The sequence below is a fragment of the Bradyrhizobium sp. U87765 SZCCT0048 genome, from assembly GCF_018131225.1.
Lineage (GTDB): Bacteria > Pseudomonadota > Alphaproteobacteria > Rhizobiales > Xanthobacteraceae > Bradyrhizobium_A.
This window is the reverse complement of the sequence record NZ_JAFCMM010000001.1, coordinates 2749977-2766282: the sequence shown is the minus strand read 5'-3', so window position 1 is coordinate 2766282 and position 16306 is coordinate 2749977. Positions and strand designations below refer to the sequence as shown.

At 65.4% G+C, this 16306-nt stretch carries 12 protein-coding genes; 3 read left to right on the top strand and 9 right to left on the bottom strand.

Annotation, left to right across the window (positions count from 1 at the left end):
- Window positions 1-36: 36 nt before the first annotated feature.
- On the bottom strand, window positions 37-2442 hold the full coding sequence (locus tag JQ639_RS12175; RefSeq protein ID WP_211966346.1) for a bifunctional diguanylate cyclase/phosphodiesterase: 2406 nt from the start codon (window positions 2440-2442) through the stop codon (window positions 37-39).
- A 212-nt stretch (window positions 2443-2654) separates the two neighbouring features.
- Window positions 2655-2930, bottom strand: coding sequence for a metal-sensitive transcriptional regulator (locus JQ639_RS12170; protein ID WP_211966345.1), 276 nt, complete (start codon window positions 2928-2930; stop codon window positions 2655-2657).
- A 77-nt stretch (window positions 2931-3007) separates the two neighbouring features.
- Between JQ639_RS12170 and JQ639_RS12165 the strand changes: the two genes are divergently transcribed.
- A complete protein-coding gene (locus JQ639_RS12165; protein ID WP_211966344.1) occupies window positions 3008-5467 on the top strand; it encodes a heavy metal translocating P-type ATPase in 2460 nt (819 codons plus the stop codon).
- A gap of 354 nt (window positions 5468-5821) precedes the next feature.
- On the opposite strand, the gene JQ639_RS12160 is transcribed toward JQ639_RS12165, so the two are convergent.
- Together JQ639_RS12160 and trxB are read right to left on the bottom strand one after the other, a co-directional pair.
- Window positions 5822-6715, bottom strand: a complete 894-nt coding sequence (locus tag JQ639_RS12160; RefSeq protein WP_211966343.1) for a LysR family transcriptional regulator — start codon at window positions 6713-6715, stop codon at window positions 5822-5824.
- A 52-nt stretch (window positions 6716-6767) separates the two neighbouring features.
- Window positions 6768-7769 (bottom strand): thioredoxin-disulfide reductase, encoded by a 1002-nt coding sequence (gene trxB / locus JQ639_RS12155; protein ID WP_211966342.1) that lies wholly within the window; start codon window positions 7767-7769, stop codon window positions 6768-6770.
- A 287-nt stretch (window positions 7770-8056) separates the two neighbouring features.
- On the opposite strand from trxB, the gene JQ639_RS12150 reads away from it, so the two are divergent.
- On the top strand, window positions 8057-8563 hold the full coding sequence (locus JQ639_RS12150) for an Lrp/AsnC family transcriptional regulator (RefSeq protein ID WP_211966341.1): 507 nt from the start codon (window positions 8057-8059) through the stop codon (window positions 8561-8563).
- Window positions 8564-8642: 79 nt separating this feature from the next.
- Here JQ639_RS12150 and JQ639_RS12145 read toward each other — a convergent pair whose 3' ends face one another.
- The 4 genes from JQ639_RS12145 to JQ639_RS12130 form a co-directional block, all read right to left on the bottom strand.
- A complete protein-coding gene (locus tag JQ639_RS12145; RefSeq protein ID WP_211966340.1) occupies window positions 8643-9050 on the bottom strand; it encodes a DoxX family protein in 408 nt (135 codons plus the stop codon).
- 257 nt (window positions 9051-9307) lie between these two features.
- Window positions 9308-9784, bottom strand: a complete 477-nt coding sequence (greA, locus tag JQ639_RS12140; RefSeq protein ID WP_211966339.1) for a transcription elongation factor GreA — start codon at window positions 9782-9784, stop codon at window positions 9308-9310.
- 286 nt (window positions 9785-10070) lie between these two features.
- Window positions 10071-13400 carry a carbamoyl-phosphate synthase large subunit gene (gene carB / locus JQ639_RS12135; protein ID WP_211966338.1) on the bottom strand — a complete coding sequence of 1110 codons (3330 nt, stop codon included), beginning with the start codon at window positions 13398-13400 and terminating at the stop codon, window positions 10071-10073.
- 222 nt (window positions 13401-13622) lie between these two features.
- Entirely contained in the window at window positions 13623-14798 is a 1176-nt protein-coding gene (locus tag JQ639_RS12130; RefSeq protein ID WP_211966337.1) for an MFS transporter, read from the bottom strand.
- 115 nt (window positions 14799-14913) lie between these two features.
- Between JQ639_RS12130 and JQ639_RS12125 the strand changes: the two genes are divergently transcribed.
- Window positions 14914-15300, top strand: coding sequence for an ArsR/SmtB family transcription factor (locus JQ639_RS12125; protein ID WP_211966336.1), 387 nt, complete (start codon window positions 14914-14916; stop codon window positions 15298-15300).
- A gap of 232 nt (window positions 15301-15532) precedes the next feature.
- On the opposite strand, the gene JQ639_RS12120 is transcribed toward JQ639_RS12125, so the two are convergent.
- Entirely contained in the window at window positions 15533-16228 is a 696-nt protein-coding gene (locus tag JQ639_RS12120; protein ID WP_211966335.1) for a class I SAM-dependent methyltransferase, read from the bottom strand.
- Between the last annotated feature and the right edge of the window lie 78 nt (window positions 16229-16306).

Sequence of the window (16306 nt, the reverse complement as noted above, 5' to 3'; positions counted from 1 at the left end):
GGTCTCGCGCGTTTTTCGTTTGGGCGATCGCGATGGTCAGGCCACGCGCGCCGTTGCGGTCACCGGCGGCGTGTCGATGGCAGCGGGCTCATCGTGGGTGAGGTTGCGGAAGACGTCGATCGCCGATGGCTTGCCGACCAGATAGCCCTGCACCTCGTCGCAGTGTTCGCTGCGCAGGAACGACAGTTCGTCGCTGGTCTCGACGCCTTCGGCGAGCACCGGCAGCCCGAGGCCACGGCCGAGACCGAGCACCGCACGAACGATGGTCGCGGCCTGCTCATTGGCGTTGACCGACGTGATGAACGATCGATCGATCTTGATCTTGTCGAACGGGAACGCGCGAAGGTTGGACAGCGACGAGTAGCCGGTGCCGAAGTCGTCCATCGCGATGCGGATGCCGAATGCCTTGATCTGCCGCAGCGTGGTCAGCGCGCGGTTGAGGTCGCGCACGAGCGCCGTCTCGGTGATCTCGATTTCGAGCCGCCCCGGCGACAACCCGGTTTCCAGCAGCGTCTGGTGTACGATCTGCGCGAAGTTGGCGCTGTGGATCTGCACGGCCGAGACGTTGATGGCGATGGTCAGGGGGCGCGACCATGATGCTGCCTCGCGGCAGGCCTCGCGCAGCACCCAGTTGCCGATCTCGATGATCGAGCCGGTCTCCTCGGCGATCGGAATAAAGGTCGCTGGCGACACCAGGCCGCGCTGCGGATGATGCCAGCGCAGCAGAGCCTCGAAGCCGGTGACTTCGTGATTCTGGATATCCTGCTGCGGCTGGTAGACGAGACGCAGTTCGCCGCGCGCGGTGGCGTGGCGCAGGTCGTGCTCGAGTTCGCGGCGGTCGCGCACCTCGACGCCCATCTTCGCCTCGAAGAAGCGGAAGGTCGAGCGCCCCTCGGTCTTGGCGCGATAGAGCGCGGTGTCGGCGTGGGTAAGCAGACCCTCGCGGTCGCGCGCGTCATCAGGGAACAGCGCAATGCCGATGCTGCAGAGGATGCCCTCGGGGTCGGAATCGCCGATTTCCTGGCGCAGCGCATCGAGCACGTCCTCGGCGAGCCGGCCGGCCGTCGTCGGCCCCGCCAGCTCGGGGACCAGGATGGCGAACTCGTCGCCGCCGAGGCGCGCCATCATCTGGCGTTCGCCGAGTAGCGTGGTCACACGCTCGGCGACCGTCTGCAGCACCTTGTCGCCGGCGGCGTGGCCGAACAGGTCGTTGATCTCCTTGAAGCGGTCGAGATCGAGGCAGAGGACTGCAAGCCGTTCGCCCCGCGCCAGTGCAAGCGTAATTTCCTGATCGAGCCGCGCATTGAAGTGGCTGCGGTTGGGCAGCGAGGTCAGCGCGTCGTGATGGGCGAGATAGCGGATGTGGCGTTCGGCTTCCTTGCGGGCCCGCAGATCGCGCACCGCGATCACGTGATGCGGCCGGCCACCGTAATTCATCGGCCGCAGGATCACTTCCACCGGCAGCACCGCGCCGTTGCGATGATGCAGCTCGGTCTCGATCGGCTGATCGGAGGATGACAGCAGGCGGGCCTGCAACTGGACGTCGGGGAAGCAGGTGGAGAGGCTGTTGTGGGCGAGGTCGTCGAGGTTGTAGCCGCTCAGTCGCGCGAAGCTGTTGTTGACCGTGACGATGGCGTTTTCACTGATCAGCACGAGGCCCTCGACCGCCGCGTTGGCGAGGCTCTGCATGCGGTCCGATTCCAGTTCCGAGCGGCGGCGATCGTGGATGTCGAGCGCGACGCCGGCCAACGCCAGCAGGATGATGCTGAAGCTTGCGATGGCGACACCGGCGGCCAGCCATCCGGTCGGGATCGTCAGTTCGGAAATCGGAATGGTCGGGTCGGGAATGATCGATACTGCGCCCATCGCGGTGAAGTGATGGCTGACGATGGCGAGCGTCAGCAGCAGCGCGCCGGCGGCTTTCCACGTCTGCGATCTGGCGCTCAGGGCGACCGGCAGTGCCACGGCGCCGAGCACGGCGCCGAGTGCGATCGACACGGGGACAAGCACATGATCCCAGAACACGATTCCCTGGATCTCGAATGCAGCCATGCCGGTGTAGTGCATGGCTGCGATACCGCCTCCGACGATGGCGCCGCCGAGCCAGGGACCGGGGCGCCAGTTCGGCAGCAGCGATACCGCAAGGCCGGCGCCGGTCATCAGCATCGCCAGGATCAGCGACGCCAGCGTGAGAATGATGTTGTAGCGGTTTGGAATGCCCGGGCTGAAGGCCAGCATCGCGATGAAATGGGTCGCCCAGATGCCGGATCCGGTCGAGATCGCGGCAATCATCAGCCAGACGTCGCGCATCCGTCCCCGCGACCCGCGCGCATGGCGGAGCAGGTTCACGGCCGCGAATGATGCGAGCGCGCAGATGACGGCTGCGAGCGCCACGAGGCTGAGGTCATGAGCCGTAACGATGCAGTTGTAGACCTTGAACATGGATAGCCGTGCCCGGTTGTCTCTCCTTTCGGGGCATACGGGGATACGGCGTAATGCAAGGTAAATGCATAGGGCCGCGGGCGGTATGATTGTGCAACAAGGTAAATGGTTTGAACGATCCGCGGCGAAATGTGTGTGACAATCGCGATGATCGAGCGAGCGTCTCGCGCTGGACACGCCGACGTAGCAGGACGGGAACCGGAACCGCCGTTTCAGCGCTCGGCGCGGCTGATCACGTCCATCAGCTCGCTGATCTTGCGACGCTGCTCGGCCTTGTCGCCGGAACTGATGGCGTGTTCGACGCAGTGGGCGACGTGGTCACGCAGCACCTCTTCCTCAACCCGGCGCAGCGCCGCTCGGGCTGCCGCGATCTGGGTCACGATGTCGATGCAATAGCGATCTTCCTCGACCATCCCGGCGAGACCGCGAATCTGCCCCTCGATACGTTTGAGGCGTTTCAGACAGGATGACTTGATCTCGGTGCGCATGGGTTCTATATACCCCCATGGGGTATGTATTGCAAGGCCCCTGATGCAGGCAGCGCGCGGCGCCGGAGGAGTGCAAGATGTCGACAGCGGGGAAGAACGACGGGTCCTGTTGCGCCCATGAGGGGCCTGCCGGCGCGGCCGCGCCGCCGCCGTCGCATTCCTGCTGTCAACATGACCATGCCGATCATCACGGCGTCCATGGCCACCATCACCATCATCACGACGCAGCCGCGGCGCTTGCGATCGATCCGGTCTGTGGCATGAGCGTCGATCCGGCGACGGCCAGGCACCGCTTCACGCACGATGGCCAAGAATATCTGTTCTGCTCGGCCGGCTGCCGCACCAAGTTCGAGGCCGATCCGCAGACCTATCTGTCACGCACGCCGCCGGCGCCGAAGCTGAAGCGACCATCGTCGCAGCCCGTCGCCGCCGATGCGATCTACACCTGCCCGATGCATCCGGAGGTGCGCCAGGTCGGTCCCGGTTCGTGCCCGATCTGCGGCATGGCGCTCGAGCCGGAGATGGTGACGCTGGACGACAAGCCGGATCCAGAGCTCGTGGACATGACCCGCCGATTCTGGATCGCGCTGGTGCTGACGATCCCGGTTGCGGTCATCGACATGGCGGCTCACCTTGCCGGGGTGTCGATTATCGCCGCGCCCTATGCCAACTGGGTGCTGCTCGCGCTGGCGACGCCGGTGGTTGCCTGGGCGGGCGCTCCGTTCTTCGTGCGCGGCTATCGTTCGCTGCAGACCGGCCATCTCAACATGTTCACGCTGATCGCCATGGGCACCGGCGTGGCGTGGCTCTATAGCGTGGTCGCAACCTTTGCGCCGCAGGTGTTTCCGGATGCGTTCCGCGACCATCACGGCGCAGTGGCGGTGTATTTCGAGGCGGCGGCGGTGATCACCGTGCTGGTGCTGCTCGGGCAACTGCTGGAGCTGCGCGCGCGTGAACGCACGTCGGGGGCGATCAAGGCGCTGCTTGGTCTCGCGCCGAAGATGGCGCGGCGGATCGGTGCCGGCGGCGACGAGGACGTGCAGTTGGAAGACGTGGTCGCCGGCGACCTGCTGCGGGTCCGCCCCGGCGAGACCATTCCGGTCGATGGCGTCATCGTCGAGGGCCGCTCCAGCATCGATGAATCGATGGTGACCGGCGAGGCGATGCCGGTGGGCAAGGGCGAGGGCGCCGCGGTGATCGGCGGCACGCTCAACCAGAGCGGCGGTCTCGTGATGAAGGCCGAAAAGGTCGGCCGCGACACCATGCTGGCACGCATCGTCGACATGGTGGCGCGGGCGCAGCGTTCGCGCGCGCCGATCCAGCGGCTCGCCGACCGCGTCGCCGGCTGGTTCGTGCCGGCGGTCATCGCCGTGGCCGTGCTGGCCTTCGCGGCCTGGGCGATGTTCGGACCGGAGCCGCGGCTGTCGTTCGGCCTCGTGGCCGCGGTCACCGTGCTGATCATCGCCTGTCCGTGTGCGCTCGGGCTGGCGACGCCAATGTCGATCATGGTTGGTGTCGGCCGCGGCGCGCGAGCAGGTATCCTGATCCGCGATGCAGACGCGCTCGAGCGCATGGAGGCGGTGAACACCCTGGTGATCGACAAGACCGGCACACTGACCGAAGGCAAGCCGAAGGTGGTCGCCGTGGTCGCTGCCGGCGATGTCGCAGAGCCGGAACTGCTGCGGCTCGCGGCCAGCGTCGAGCGCGCCAGCGAGCATCCGCTCGGCCATGCCATCCTCGCGGAAGCAAAGGCGCGGGGGCTGACTCTGGCGGATGTCGCGGACTTTCAGTCACCGGTCGGCAAGGGCGCGTCTGGCCTTGTCGACGGACGAGGGGTCTTGCTCGGCAATGCGATGCTGATGGCCGAAAACGGCGTCGACGTGGCCGCGCTCGAAGTGCAGGCCGAGCAGCGGCGCGTGGATGGCGCCACGGTGATCCATGTCGCTGTCGACGGGAAGGCTGCCGGCGTGATCGCGATCGCCGATCCCGTCAAGGCTGGTGCGCGGGCCGCGCTCGATGCGCTGCGCAAGGAAGGCTTGCGGATCATCATGCTGACGGGTGACCACGAAGCGACGGCAAGAGCCGTCGCGCGCAGCCTCGGCATCGACGAGATCGAGGCTGGCGTGCTGCCCGAGCGCAAGGGCGCGGTGGTGGAGCGGTTGAAGGCGGAGGGACGGCGCGTCGCGATGGCTGGCGATGGCATCAACGACGCGCCGGCGCTGGCCAGTGCCGATGTCGGTATTGCGATGGGGGGCGGCACCGACGTCGCCATCGAGAGCGCGGGCATCACACTGCTTCGCGGCGATCTCAATGGCCTCGTGCAGGCACGGGCACTGTCGCAGGCGACCATGCGCAACATCCGGCAGAACCTCGCGTTTGCGTTTGTCTACAATGCTGCAGGGGTGCCCATCGCCGCCGGCGTGCTCTACCCGGTGTTCGGCCTTTTGCTGTCACCGATGGTCGGGGCCGCGGCGATGGCACTGTCGTCGTTCAGTGTGATCGCTAATGCGTTGCGGCTGGCGCGGCTGCGTCTGTAGCTGCGCTTCCTGCGCCATGCGTGTTCCCATCACGCATGGCAACAAAACGACATTGGACGTGAACGCCGGCCATCGCGTCGGCGTTCAGTTGTTCGCAAAAGCGAAGAGCGCAGGAAGCGAGCGGCGCAAAAAGAAAAAGCCGGACTCTTGCGAGCCCGGCTGGTCAGTTATGGCCATGAGAGGCCGACACAATCACCTTCCAAGAGGGATAGCTGAAGCCCCGCGGTCACTGGAGGAGGGGGACGATGCGCAACCGCAAGCGTTCAGTGGGTTCATTTGATTCCTGTTCGCGTCATGCGGCAACAGCCCACTCCGCATGTCAGTCATGCGGAGTTGGCGGGAGCAATCACAGGATCATGATGGCCAGCGCTGCGCCTTGCTCACCACGAAGTCGCGGAAAACCTGCACGCGGGCAACGGTTTTCAGCTCTTCCGGATAGACGAAGTAGGTGTCGAGCTGGATCGAGTCGGCTTCGCCGAACAGCTGCACGAGGCGGCTGTTCTCGTCGACGAGGTAGTCGGGCAGTGCAGCGATGCCGAGGCCCTGCTGGCAACCGCGCAGCAGGCCGAGGATGTTGTTGACCTTGAAGTACGGCTCGCGCGGACCCGAACCGTTGCGGCCTGCCTCGATCAGCCAGGCGCGGTTCTGCAGGTGGGACGGAACCTGCGAGTCGCTGAGGATGATGATGCGGTGGCTGTCCAGATCGTCGAGCGTGCGCGGTGTGCCGAAGCGCTTGATGTATTCCGGCGAGCAGTAGGCGTGAAAGCCGATCGAGAACAGCTTGCGCTGAATGAGGTCGGGCTGGGTCGGCTTGCGGGTGCGGATCGCGACATCGGCCTCGCGCATCGACAGGTCGAGTTCCTCGTCCGTGACCATCAGCTGCACGCGGATCTCTGGATACAGCGAGGTGAATTCGCCGAGACGCGGAATAAGCCAGTTGATGCCGACGCCGGGGGTGGTGGTGACCTTGAGCTCGCCGCTCGGACGCTCGCGGCTGTCGGTCAGCTTGGCGCGTGCCGCCTGCAACTGCATGAAGACGTCGTGGGCGGTGCGAAACAGCAGGTCGCCCTGTTCGGTCAGGATGAGGCCGCGGGCATGGCGATGAAACAGCGAGACCGACAGCTCCTGCTCCAGCGCGCTGACCTGGCGGGACACAGCGGACTGGGACAACCCCAATTGCTCTCCCGCGTGGGTAAAGCTGCCGGCTTCCGCTGCAGCATGAAAGACCTTTAGCTTGTCCCAATCCATCGATATCGATCCGTGACGATTCTGAGGCATCAAACTTGTCCGTCCATTCGCTCTACTCGGCGGCCGCGCGCTCGCTGGCGGCGGCATGGATGAAGCGCTCTGCTTCCAGAGCGGCCATGCAACCGAGCCCGGCGGCGGTCACTGCCTGCCGATAGGTCTCGTCCGCGACGTCGCCGGCGGCGAAGACGCCCGGCACGGAGGTCGCGGTCGAATGCGGGGCGATCTCGACATAGCCCGACGGTTTGAGTTTGAGCTGGCCGGCGACCAGATCGGTCGCAGGCGCATGTCCGATGGCGACGAAGACGCCGTCTGCCGGCAGGTCGTTGACCGCGCCGGTCTTCAGGTTCTTCAGGCGGATATGGGTGACCTTCGACGGGTTCTGGGCGCCGCGGATCTCCTCGACCGCGGTGTCCCAGATCACCTTGATCTTGGGATGCTTGAACAGGCGGTCCTGCAGGATGCGCTCGGCCCGCAGCGAGTCGCGGCGATGCACCAGCGTGACCTGGGAGGCGAAGTTGGTGAGGAACAGCGCTTCCTCGACGGCGGTGTTGCCGCCGCCGACCACGAACACTTCCTTGTTGCGGTAGAAGAAGCCGTCGCAGGTGGCGCAGGCCGAGACTCCGAAGCCCTTGAAGGTTTCTTCCGACGGCAAGCCGAGCCAGCGCGCCTGCGCGCCGGTCGCCAGGATCACGGTCTCGGCGATGTAGACGTCGCCGGAGTCGCAGGTGATGCGGAACGGACGGCGCCCGAGCTCGAGCTTGTTGACGTGGTCGGTGACGATCCGCGTGCCGACATGGGTGGCCTGCTTCTCCATCTGCTCCATCAGCCAGGGACCCTGGATGACGTCGGCGAAGCCCGGGTAGTTCTCCACATCGGTGGTGATCGTGAGCTGGCCGCCGGGCTGGATGCCCTGGATCAGGATGGGCTCGAGCATCGCCCGGGCCGCATAGATCGCGGCGGTATAACCAGCCGGCCCGGATCCGATGATCACCACCTTGGCGTGGATTGGCTGGGAAGCGGCGGAGGTGGTGGCGGGCGTGTTGGCAGAAGACATGGATCCATCCTCGCTCCCCCGACGTCATGGTCGCGAGGAGGCCGAAACTGCTCAGAAAGGTGGCTGCAGTGCATCAAAAACAGCAAAATTCATCTTAGGTTATCTGGGCAGCCATGCAAGTTATGCAACCCATATTCACCGATTTTCTGGCGTCGGTGTCACTTGCGTGCCATCACCGCTGGCTCCGTATTTTCAAAGCAATAAAATTTCGCAAAACCGAGGGCGCTGCGGTATGAAAGACCGACAGCCACCGTCGGCTGTCGTGCCAATTGAGGAAGCCTGCGTCCGTGTCCAAGGGTCTCGACGAGATCGATCTGAAAATTCTTCATGAAATTCAGGCTGATGGCCGAATTACCAATGTCGAGCTCGCCAAGCGGGTCGGCATTTCGCCGCCGCCCTGCCTGCGCCGCGTGAAGGCGCTGGAGGATGCTGGCTACATCCAGGGATACCGTGGCCTGCTCGATCCCTATCGGCTCGGCTTCGATGTCACCGTGTTCGCGTCAGTCCATCTCTCCAGCCAGGCCGATGCGGACCTGCGCGCGTTCGAGCAGTTCGTGCGGGGCGAGCCACTGGTACGCGAATGCTGGATGCTGTCGGGCGAGGTCGACTTCATCCTGAAGTGCGTGGCGCCCGACATGGCGACCTTTCAGCATTTCGTCTCGCATCTCACGGCCGCGCCGCATGTGCGCAATGTCAGGACATCGCTGGTGCTGCACAACTCCAAGAACGAGGCGGCCGTGCCGCTGGAGATGAAGCTGCATCCGGCGACGGCACGACGCGCCACCACCGCCTGAAACGACAACCGCGCCGTGGACGGAGTCCACGGCGCGGCGTTTGTCGATGTACCGGCCTGCGCCGAAGCGCGTCTGCGGTCTATTTCTTGCGGATGATCGCGTCGAGGCTGAGCGGTCCGCCGCCGGCAGCGGCGAGATACAGGCAGGTGAAGCAGAACAGGATCGCCGCGGTGCCGCCATTGATCAGCGGCAGGAAAACCGGTTCGCCGCTCTTGAACATGTGGCCGAGGAAATAGGCGAACGCCATCTCGCCGGCGAGAATGAAGGCCACGGGTCGCGTGAACAGACCGACCAGCAGCAGCGCGCCGAGCACGAGTTCGAGCAGGCCGGCCACCGTGATCAGCGGCGGGATGTTGGCGAAGTAGGGCAGCACCGGAAACTTGAAGATCTTGGCGACGCCGTACTGAAACAGCAGCAACCCGGTGACGAAACGCAGCAAGCTGAGAAGGCGCGGGCGCCAGGCGTCCGCGACGTTGTCCAAAGCCATTCTGATCCCCCAGTGTTTGGCCGTAGTGGAATGTGATGTGTGCAGCCCCGCCGTGCCCGTTGTCGGGCTGCAGCGAAGCTCATGATTTATCCCATGCGCGGACAGGGCGGTGCAATACGACCGGCGTCAAAAGGGGCTCCGGAAAGCCGCCTGATCACGAAGAGTTATGTGAGCGTGGGATGCGAGCCATGAAAAAGCCGCAGCCCAAGGGGCTGCGGCTTGATCGATCGGAGCACGAAGGTGCAGTTTCCTGCGGGTTACCGCCACTCGACGTTGGCGATCTCATAGGCCTTGGCCCCGCCGGGCGCCATCACCTCAACAGACGATCCCTTGGTCTTGCCGATCAGTGCGCGCCCGAGCGGCGAGGTGATCGAGATGCGCCCCTTCTTGGCGTCCGCTTCCGGCTCGCCGACGATCTGCCACACCGCCTTCTTCTCGGTGTCTTCGTCGATCAGCGTCACGGTCGCGCCGAACTTGATGGTGTCGCCGGACAGCTTGCTCACATCGATGACGTCGGCGCGCGCGAGCTTGTCCTCGAGCTCTGCGATGCGGCCTTCGTTATGCGACTGCGCTTCCTTGGCGGCATGGTATTCCGCGTTTTCCGACAGGTCGCCATGGGAGCGCGCTTCGGCGATCGCCTCGATGATGCGCGGGCGCTCAACCTGCTGACGCTGCCTCAGTTCTTCCTCCAGGGCAGTGTGTCCAGCCTGGGTCATCGGAACTTTATCAACCATTCGTCGTCGTCCTCGGTTTTCGCGCCCGGCGCCGATCGGACGTCCGAAACGCGAAACATCATGTTTTGCTCTGCTCCGAAACAGGAGCGAGCGCCGAAAGGGAACACAGTCTCGATCTACTGGTTCCAGCGAGATCACGGCTTGGCCGCAGATCGCGCGGGCCGGATCAACTCCGCATCGAACCGCTTGCCCGGTCGCATGCTGCGACGGATCGCAGTCATTGCAGCTGGCTGAACGGTCCGTCGTCCGCGTCCTGGCCGGCCTGCGCGAGGCCGGTGGGCGGACGCTAGAGGTCGGAAGAGTAGCTCTGCAGCGTGCGGACCTCGAGATCTCCGCCGAGATAGGCGCGGATTCCCTGCGCGGCCGCCACGGCCCCGGAAAGAGTGGTGTAGTACGGTACTTTATGCAAGAGGGCAGCTCGCCTCAGGGAGCGGCTGTCGGCCAGGGCCTGTGGTCCCTCGGTGGTATTGAAAACGAGCTGGACGTCGCCATTGGTGATGGCGTCGACGATGTGCGGTCGTCCTTCCAGCACCTTGTTGACCTTCTCGGCCGGCACGCCGTTGTCCACGAGGAAGCGCTGGGTGCCCGACGTCGCCAGGACGCGGAAGCCGAGGCCCGCCAGCAGGCGGACTGCATCGAGAATGCGCGTCTTGTCATCCTCGCGTACCGACACGAACACGGTGCCGGAGCGCGGCACACGCGTGCCGCCGCCGAGCTGGCTCTTGGCGAACGCGACCGCGAACGAGCGATCGAGGCCCATCACCTCGCCGGTCGAGCGCATCTCCGGGCCGAGCACGGTGTCGACGCCGGGGAAGCGGGCGAACGGGAACACGGACTCCTTGACGCCGACATGGTTGAGCTTCGCCGGCTTGAGCTTGAAGTCGGCGAGCTTCTCGCCGGCCATCAGGCGCGAGGCGATCTTGGCCACCGGCATGCCGACGACCTTGGCGACGAACGGCACCGTGCGCGATGCCCGCGGATTGACCTCGAGTACGTAGATCTCTCCGTCCTTGATGGCGTACTGCACGTTCATCAGGCCGATGACATCGAGGCCGAGCGCGAGCGCGCGGGTCTGGCGTTCGAGCTCGGCGATGGTCGCCGGGTCGAGCGAGTGCGGCGGCAGCGCGCAGGCGCTGTCGCCGGAATGAATGCCGGCTTCCTCGATATGCTCCATGATGCCGGCGACGAAGGTGTCCTTGCCGTCGCACAGGCAATCGACGTCGACCTCGATGGCGTCCGACAGATAGCGGTCGAACAGCAGCGGGTTCTTGCCGAGCACGGTGTTGATCTGCCCGGTCTTGTCGTTGGGGTAGCGCGCCTTGACGTCCGCGGGCACGAGCTCGGGCAGCGTATCGAGCAGGTAGTCGCCGAGCTGGCCTTCCTCGCGGATGATCTGCATCGCGCGGCCGCCGAGCACGTAGGACGGGCGCACCACCAGCGGGAAGCCAAGATCGCTGGCCACCAGGCGTGCCTGTTCGACCGAATAGGCGATGCCGTTCTTGGGCTGCTTGAGATGGAGCTTGTCGAGAACGCGCTTGAAGCGGTCGCGGTCCTCGGCGAGGTCGATGGCGTCGGGCGAGGTGCCGAGGATCGGCACCCGGGCTTCCTCGAGCGCGCGCGCAAGCTTGAGCGGCGTCTGGCCGCCGAACTGCACGATGACGCCATGGAGCGTGCCGTTGGAGCGCTCGGTGTCGATGATCTCGAGCACGTCCTCGGCCGTGAGCGGCTCGAAGTACAGCCTGTCGGCGGTGTCGTAGTCGGTCGACACCGTCTCCGGGTTGCAGTTGATCATGATGGTCTCGTAGCCGGCGTCATGCAGCGCGAAGCAGGCATGGCAGCAGCAATAGTCGAACTCGATGCCCTGACCGATGCGGTTCGGGCCGCCGCCGAGGATGACGACCTTTTTGGCGTCGGAGGGCGCGCTTTCGTCGGCGACCTGGCCCGCGAACGGCGCTTCGTAGGTCGAGTACATGTAGGCGGTGGGCGAGGCGAATTCGGCGGCGCAGGTGTCGATGCGCTTGAATACCGGACGCACGCCGAGGGTGCGGCGCAGCGACTTGACCTCGGCCTCGGTCTTGCCCGCGAGCACGGCGAGGCGCGAGTCCGAGAAGCCCATCGCCTTCAGCGAGCGCATCGCGAACGCGTTGCCGGGCAGGCCGTGGGCGCGCACCTTGGCCTCCGTGTCGACGATGCCGCGGATGGCATCGAGGAACCAGGGATCGATCTTGCAGGACGCGAAGATCTCGTCGTTCGACCAGCCCAGCCGCATCGCCTGCGCGACCTGCAGCAGGCGGTTCGGCGTCGGGGTGCCGAGCGCGGCGCGGATGGCGTTCTTGTCATCCCCCTTTCCGAGGCCGTCGATGTCGATCTCGTCGAGGCCGGTGAGGCCGGTCTCGAGGCCGCGCAGCGCCTTCTGCAGGCTTTCCTGGAAGGTGCGGCCGATCGCCATCACCTCGCCGACCGACTTCATCGAGGTCGTCAGGGTGTGGGAGGCGCCGGGGAATTTCTCGAACGCGAAGCGCGGAATCTTGGTGACGACATAGTCGATGGTCGGCTCGAACGACGCCGGCGTCGCGCCGCCGGTGATGTCGTTGGCGATCTCGTCGAGGGTGTAGCCGACGGCGAGCTTGGCGGCGACCTTGGCGATCGGGAAGCCGGTTGCCTTCGACGCCAGCGCCGAGGAGCGCGACACGCGCGGATTCATCTCGATGACCACCAGGCGGCCGTCGGCCGGGTTGACGCCGAACTGCACGTTCGAGCCGCCGGTCTCGACGCCGATCTCGCGCAGCACCGCCAGCGAGGCGTCGCGCATGATCTGGTATTCCTTGTCGGTGAGCGTCAGCGCCGGCGCCACCGTGATGGAGTCGCCGGTATGAACGCCCATCGGATCGAGGTTCTCGATCGAGCAGACGATGATGCAGTTGTCCTTCTTGTCGCGGACGACCTCCATCTCATACTCTTTCCAGCCGAGCACGGACTCTTCGATCAGCACTTCACTGGTCGGCGAGGCGTCGATGCCGCGCTCGACGATCTCGATAAACTCGGCCTTGGTGTAGGCGATGCCGCCGCCGGTGCCGCCCATGGTGAAGGACGGGCGGATGATCGCAGGCAGGCCGATGTACTCGAGCGCGCGCAGCGCGTCGGGCAGCGTCTTGGTCTGGGTCGAGCGTGGCGTTTCCAGACCGATCTTGGTCATCGCCTCACGGAAGCGGCCACGATCCTCGGCCTTGTCGATGGCGTCGGCGGTGGCGCCGATCATCTCGACATCGAACTTGTCCAGCGTGCCCTGCTTGCGCAGCGACAGCGCGCAGTTGAGGGCGGTCTGGCCGCCCATGGTGGGCAGCAGCGCGAAACAACCGGGAACGACGTTGCGTTCCTTCTCGATGATCCTGGCGACGATCTCCGGCGTGATCGGCTCGATGTAGGTGGCGTCCGCCAGCTCCGGATCGGTCATGATCGTCGCCGGGTTGGAATTCACCAGGACGATACGATAGCCCTCTTCCTTCAGCGTCTTGACCGCCTGGGTTCCCGAATAGTCGAACTCGCAGGCCTGGCCGATCACAATGGGACCGGCGCCGATGATCAGGATCGTGGAAATGTCTGTTCGTTTGGGCATCGCGTCTCACACCAGCATGGTTCGGAACTGCGGGGCACTTCCGAAAAATCATGCTTTGACAATAGGATAAAGCGCAACCTGGCACGCTTCACGCGGGCAGAAACCGGGCACAAAAAAAGGGCGCGCTTCTCGCGCGTCCTTTGGCAGGCGCCAAGACAGTGCCTCGCGCGGGGGTGTCTTTAGACCAGATTCCGGAGGTGGGGAAGGGGATTAAAGTCCCCATCAACCGGGGATTTGCTGTCCGAGCGGCTGGCGGAACCGGTCGAAGGCCACCAGCAAGGCCAGGCCGGCGGCGGCAAGGGCGCCTCCGGCCCAGCCGAGGTCCTGCACCGACAGGGCCGAGACGACGAGGCCCCCGTTCAGGCTGCCCAGTGCGAAGCCGAGATACATTGCCGAGGCATTGAGCGACAGCGCGATCATCGGCGCCGTGGGGACGAGCGCCACGAGCCTCGCTGACTGCGGCGGATGGAAGGCCCAGCCTGAGATGCCCCAGGGCAGCATCACCACCAGCAGCGCGATCCAGGCGGTGGCCGCGGGCCAGGCATGCAGGATGACCGAGACCAGCGTCAGCGCGGTCATCACGCCGGCGAGGGCGGCCACGCTGGTGCAGGATGCCCCGATCCGGTCGACCAGCACCCCGCCCAGCACGTTGCCGACGGCAGCGGCCGAGCCGAACAGGAACAGGGCGAGGCTGATCCCGGCGGTGTCGAGGCCGACCGCGCCGAGCACGAGCGCCAGATAGGGAAAAACGGTGAAGCCGGCCATGCCCCACAGCACCGTGATCAGCAGGGCGCGCAGCACGGACGGCTGCCGCGCCACCGCAAGGCGCTGGGACAGCGTGGCGGAGACCCGCGGCAGCCCGCGCGGCAGGCCCCACAGCAATCCGGCGAGGGCCAGGAGGCCGAGGGCCGCGACCAGCACGAACATCATCCGCCAGCTGGTGGCATGGCCGATCAGCGTGCCAAGTGGCACGCCGAGCGCGGTGGCGACGGTCAGTCCGGAGCTGACGATGGCGATGGCGCGGCCGCGCCGATGCTCTGGCGCGATGGCCACGGCGACTGCGTTGGCGGCCGGCATGCACAGCGCCGCCGACAGCGCCATCACGATGCGTGCCGCCATCAGCAGGCCATAGCCGCCGGCGCAGGCCGCAAGCAGGTTGCCGAGAATGAAGCCGCCGAGCGCGACCCCGAGCACGGCCTTGCGGTCGACATTGTTAAACAGCGTGGCGAGCACTGGAGAGCCGATCGCGTAGCTTAAGGCAAACGCCGTGACCAGTTGGCCGGCGGCTGCGACCGACACGCCGAGGTCGGCAGACATTACCGGCAGCAGTCCGGTGATCATGAAGCTCTCGGTCCCGATCGCGAAGGCGGCCAAGGCCAGCCAGAACAGGCGCGCCATCCTGTGCTCCCAAGTTCAAAATCTATTGAACAATGGAATGCCAGTGGTTTAATGTCAATTGGTTCAATCGATATTGAACATTGAGAAGAGGCTAGCTGGCGGCTATGGTCGTCCCATGAAGATTCTGGCCCACCCCACCCGCGAGCAGCTGGAGCTGCCAACCGTGCTCGATTGTCTTGGCGATCCGACGCGCCTGGCGATCGTTCACGGACTGGCGCAGCACGAGCGGGACGGCTCCGAACTGCGGTGCGGCGACTTCAGCGGGGTCGGAGCGAAGTCGAACCTCGCCTACCATTTCGGCCGGCTGCGCGAGGCGGGCGTGATCCGTGTTCGTCTCGAAGGCACGGCGCGCTACATGAGTCTGCGGCGCGAGGATCTCGAGGCACGTTTTCCTGGAGTGCTGGATGCCGTTCTCGCGGCGGCGATGCGTGACGTCGAGCGTCTCGCGCTCGCGGACTGCAGCTTCGAAGCGCCGCTCGGATCGCAAGCGACGCGCGGCTGAGAGAGCAGCGCGCCTTTGCGCGTCCGGATATGATCGCGTGGCAGGGAATTGTGAGGAAGAGGAGGGTGGAGGCCCGGCCTGGCAAAACCAGGATATGAGGTCTTGCACGACCCCCGCGTCAACGCTTCCGCCACCGGGCCACCCGCAGCCTACTGCCGCCGGCCTCGTGCTGTCATGCGGGAACTGGATGCAGCGTAAACATTCGGTAGCGTGCGCTGCGGCTGATGCATGATCAGAAGGCGTGGCGGGCGACGAAGGTCATGCGCGACGGATTATGTCCGACATTCGCGTGAGCGCGCGATGCCGAGAATCCTGCCGCGGCGAGCTTCGCGAGCATGTCCTGTTCGGAATAGCGCTGCAGCCCGACCTGGGTCCGCAATTGCCAGTAGTCCGAGAGGTAGGTTCGCATCAGCCCGATCAGCGCGTCGCGCAGGAAGCCGTGGGAATAGGCCATTCGCAGCAGCGCCATCACGTCGGTCGTCGCCCCCACTTCAGGGCGCAGGATGTCGCCGAGCACGAAGCGTCCACTGGGCTTGAGCAGGCGACGCACGATCGCGAACGTGCTGTCGAGCTCTGCGGGCGTCATGTACTGCGCCACCGAGATCATCACCACGAGGTCGATCGAATGGTCGTCGAGATGGCGCAGTTCCTCGAGGGAGCGCACCTTGACGTTGAGGTTGCGTGCGAACCGCGCGATCAGCCGGCCGCGCACGCCGGGGGCGGGTTCGGCGAGGATCAGGCGGCTGCAGCGTTCCGCCACCCGCGCTGCGGATGTCGCCTCGCCGCAGGAATAGTCGAGTACGACGGCGTCGGGTGAGGAGATGTAGCCGATGATGTCGTCGGCGATGATGCTGAAGTGCAGGTCGCGATGCAGCTTGCTGACATAGATGGTGTGTGTGGAGTCGTAGTAGTCGATCCAGTCATCCATGCTCTCGCTCCGGCACCGCGCTGTCCGGCGAGGCGCTGACGAGCGGCCGACGGAACCCTCTGACTTTGATCAATTTGT

Excerpts from the sequence above, each read along its gene's own strand:
- JQ639_RS12165 (WP_211966344.1), top strand. The coding sequence starts at position 3,008 with ATGTCGACAGCGGGGAAGAACGACGGGTCCTGTTGCGCCCATGAGGGG.
- trxB (WP_211966342.1), bottom strand. The coding sequence starts at position 7,769 with ATGTCTTCTGCCAACACGCCCGCCACCACCTCCGCCGCTTCCCAGCCA.
- JQ639_RS12175 (WP_211966346.1), bottom strand. The coding sequence starts at position 2,442 with ATGTTCAAGGTCTACAACTGCATCGTTACGGCTCATGACCTCAGCCTC.
- JQ639_RS12120 (WP_211966335.1), bottom strand. The coding sequence starts at position 16,228 with ATGGATGACTGGATCGACTACTACGACTCCACACACACCATCTATGTC.
- greA (WP_211966339.1), bottom strand. The coding sequence starts at position 9,784 with ATGGTTGATAAAGTTCCGATGACCCAGGCTGGACACACTGCCCTGGAG.
- JQ639_RS12130 (WP_211966337.1), bottom strand. The coding sequence starts at position 14,798 with ATGGCGCGCCTGTTCTGGCTGGCCTTGGCCGCCTTCGCGATCGGGACC.
- carB (WP_211966338.1), bottom strand. The coding sequence starts at position 13,400 with ATGCCCAAACGAACAGACATTTCCACGATCCTGATCATCGGCGCCGGT.
- JQ639_RS12145 (WP_211966340.1), bottom strand. The coding sequence starts at position 9,050 with ATGGCTTTGGACAACGTCGCGGACGCCTGGCGCCCGCGCCTTCTCAGC.
- JQ639_RS12160 (WP_211966343.1), bottom strand. The coding sequence starts at position 6,715 with ATGGATTGGGACAAGCTAAAGGTCTTTCATGCTGCAGCGGAAGCCGGC.
- JQ639_RS12125 (WP_211966336.1), top strand. The coding sequence starts at position 14,914 with ATGAAGATTCTGGCCCACCCCACCCGCGAGCAGCTGGAGCTGCCAACC.
- JQ639_RS12170 (WP_211966345.1), bottom strand. The coding sequence starts at position 2,930 with ATGCGCACCGAGATCAAGTCATCCTGTCTGAAACGCCTCAAACGTATC.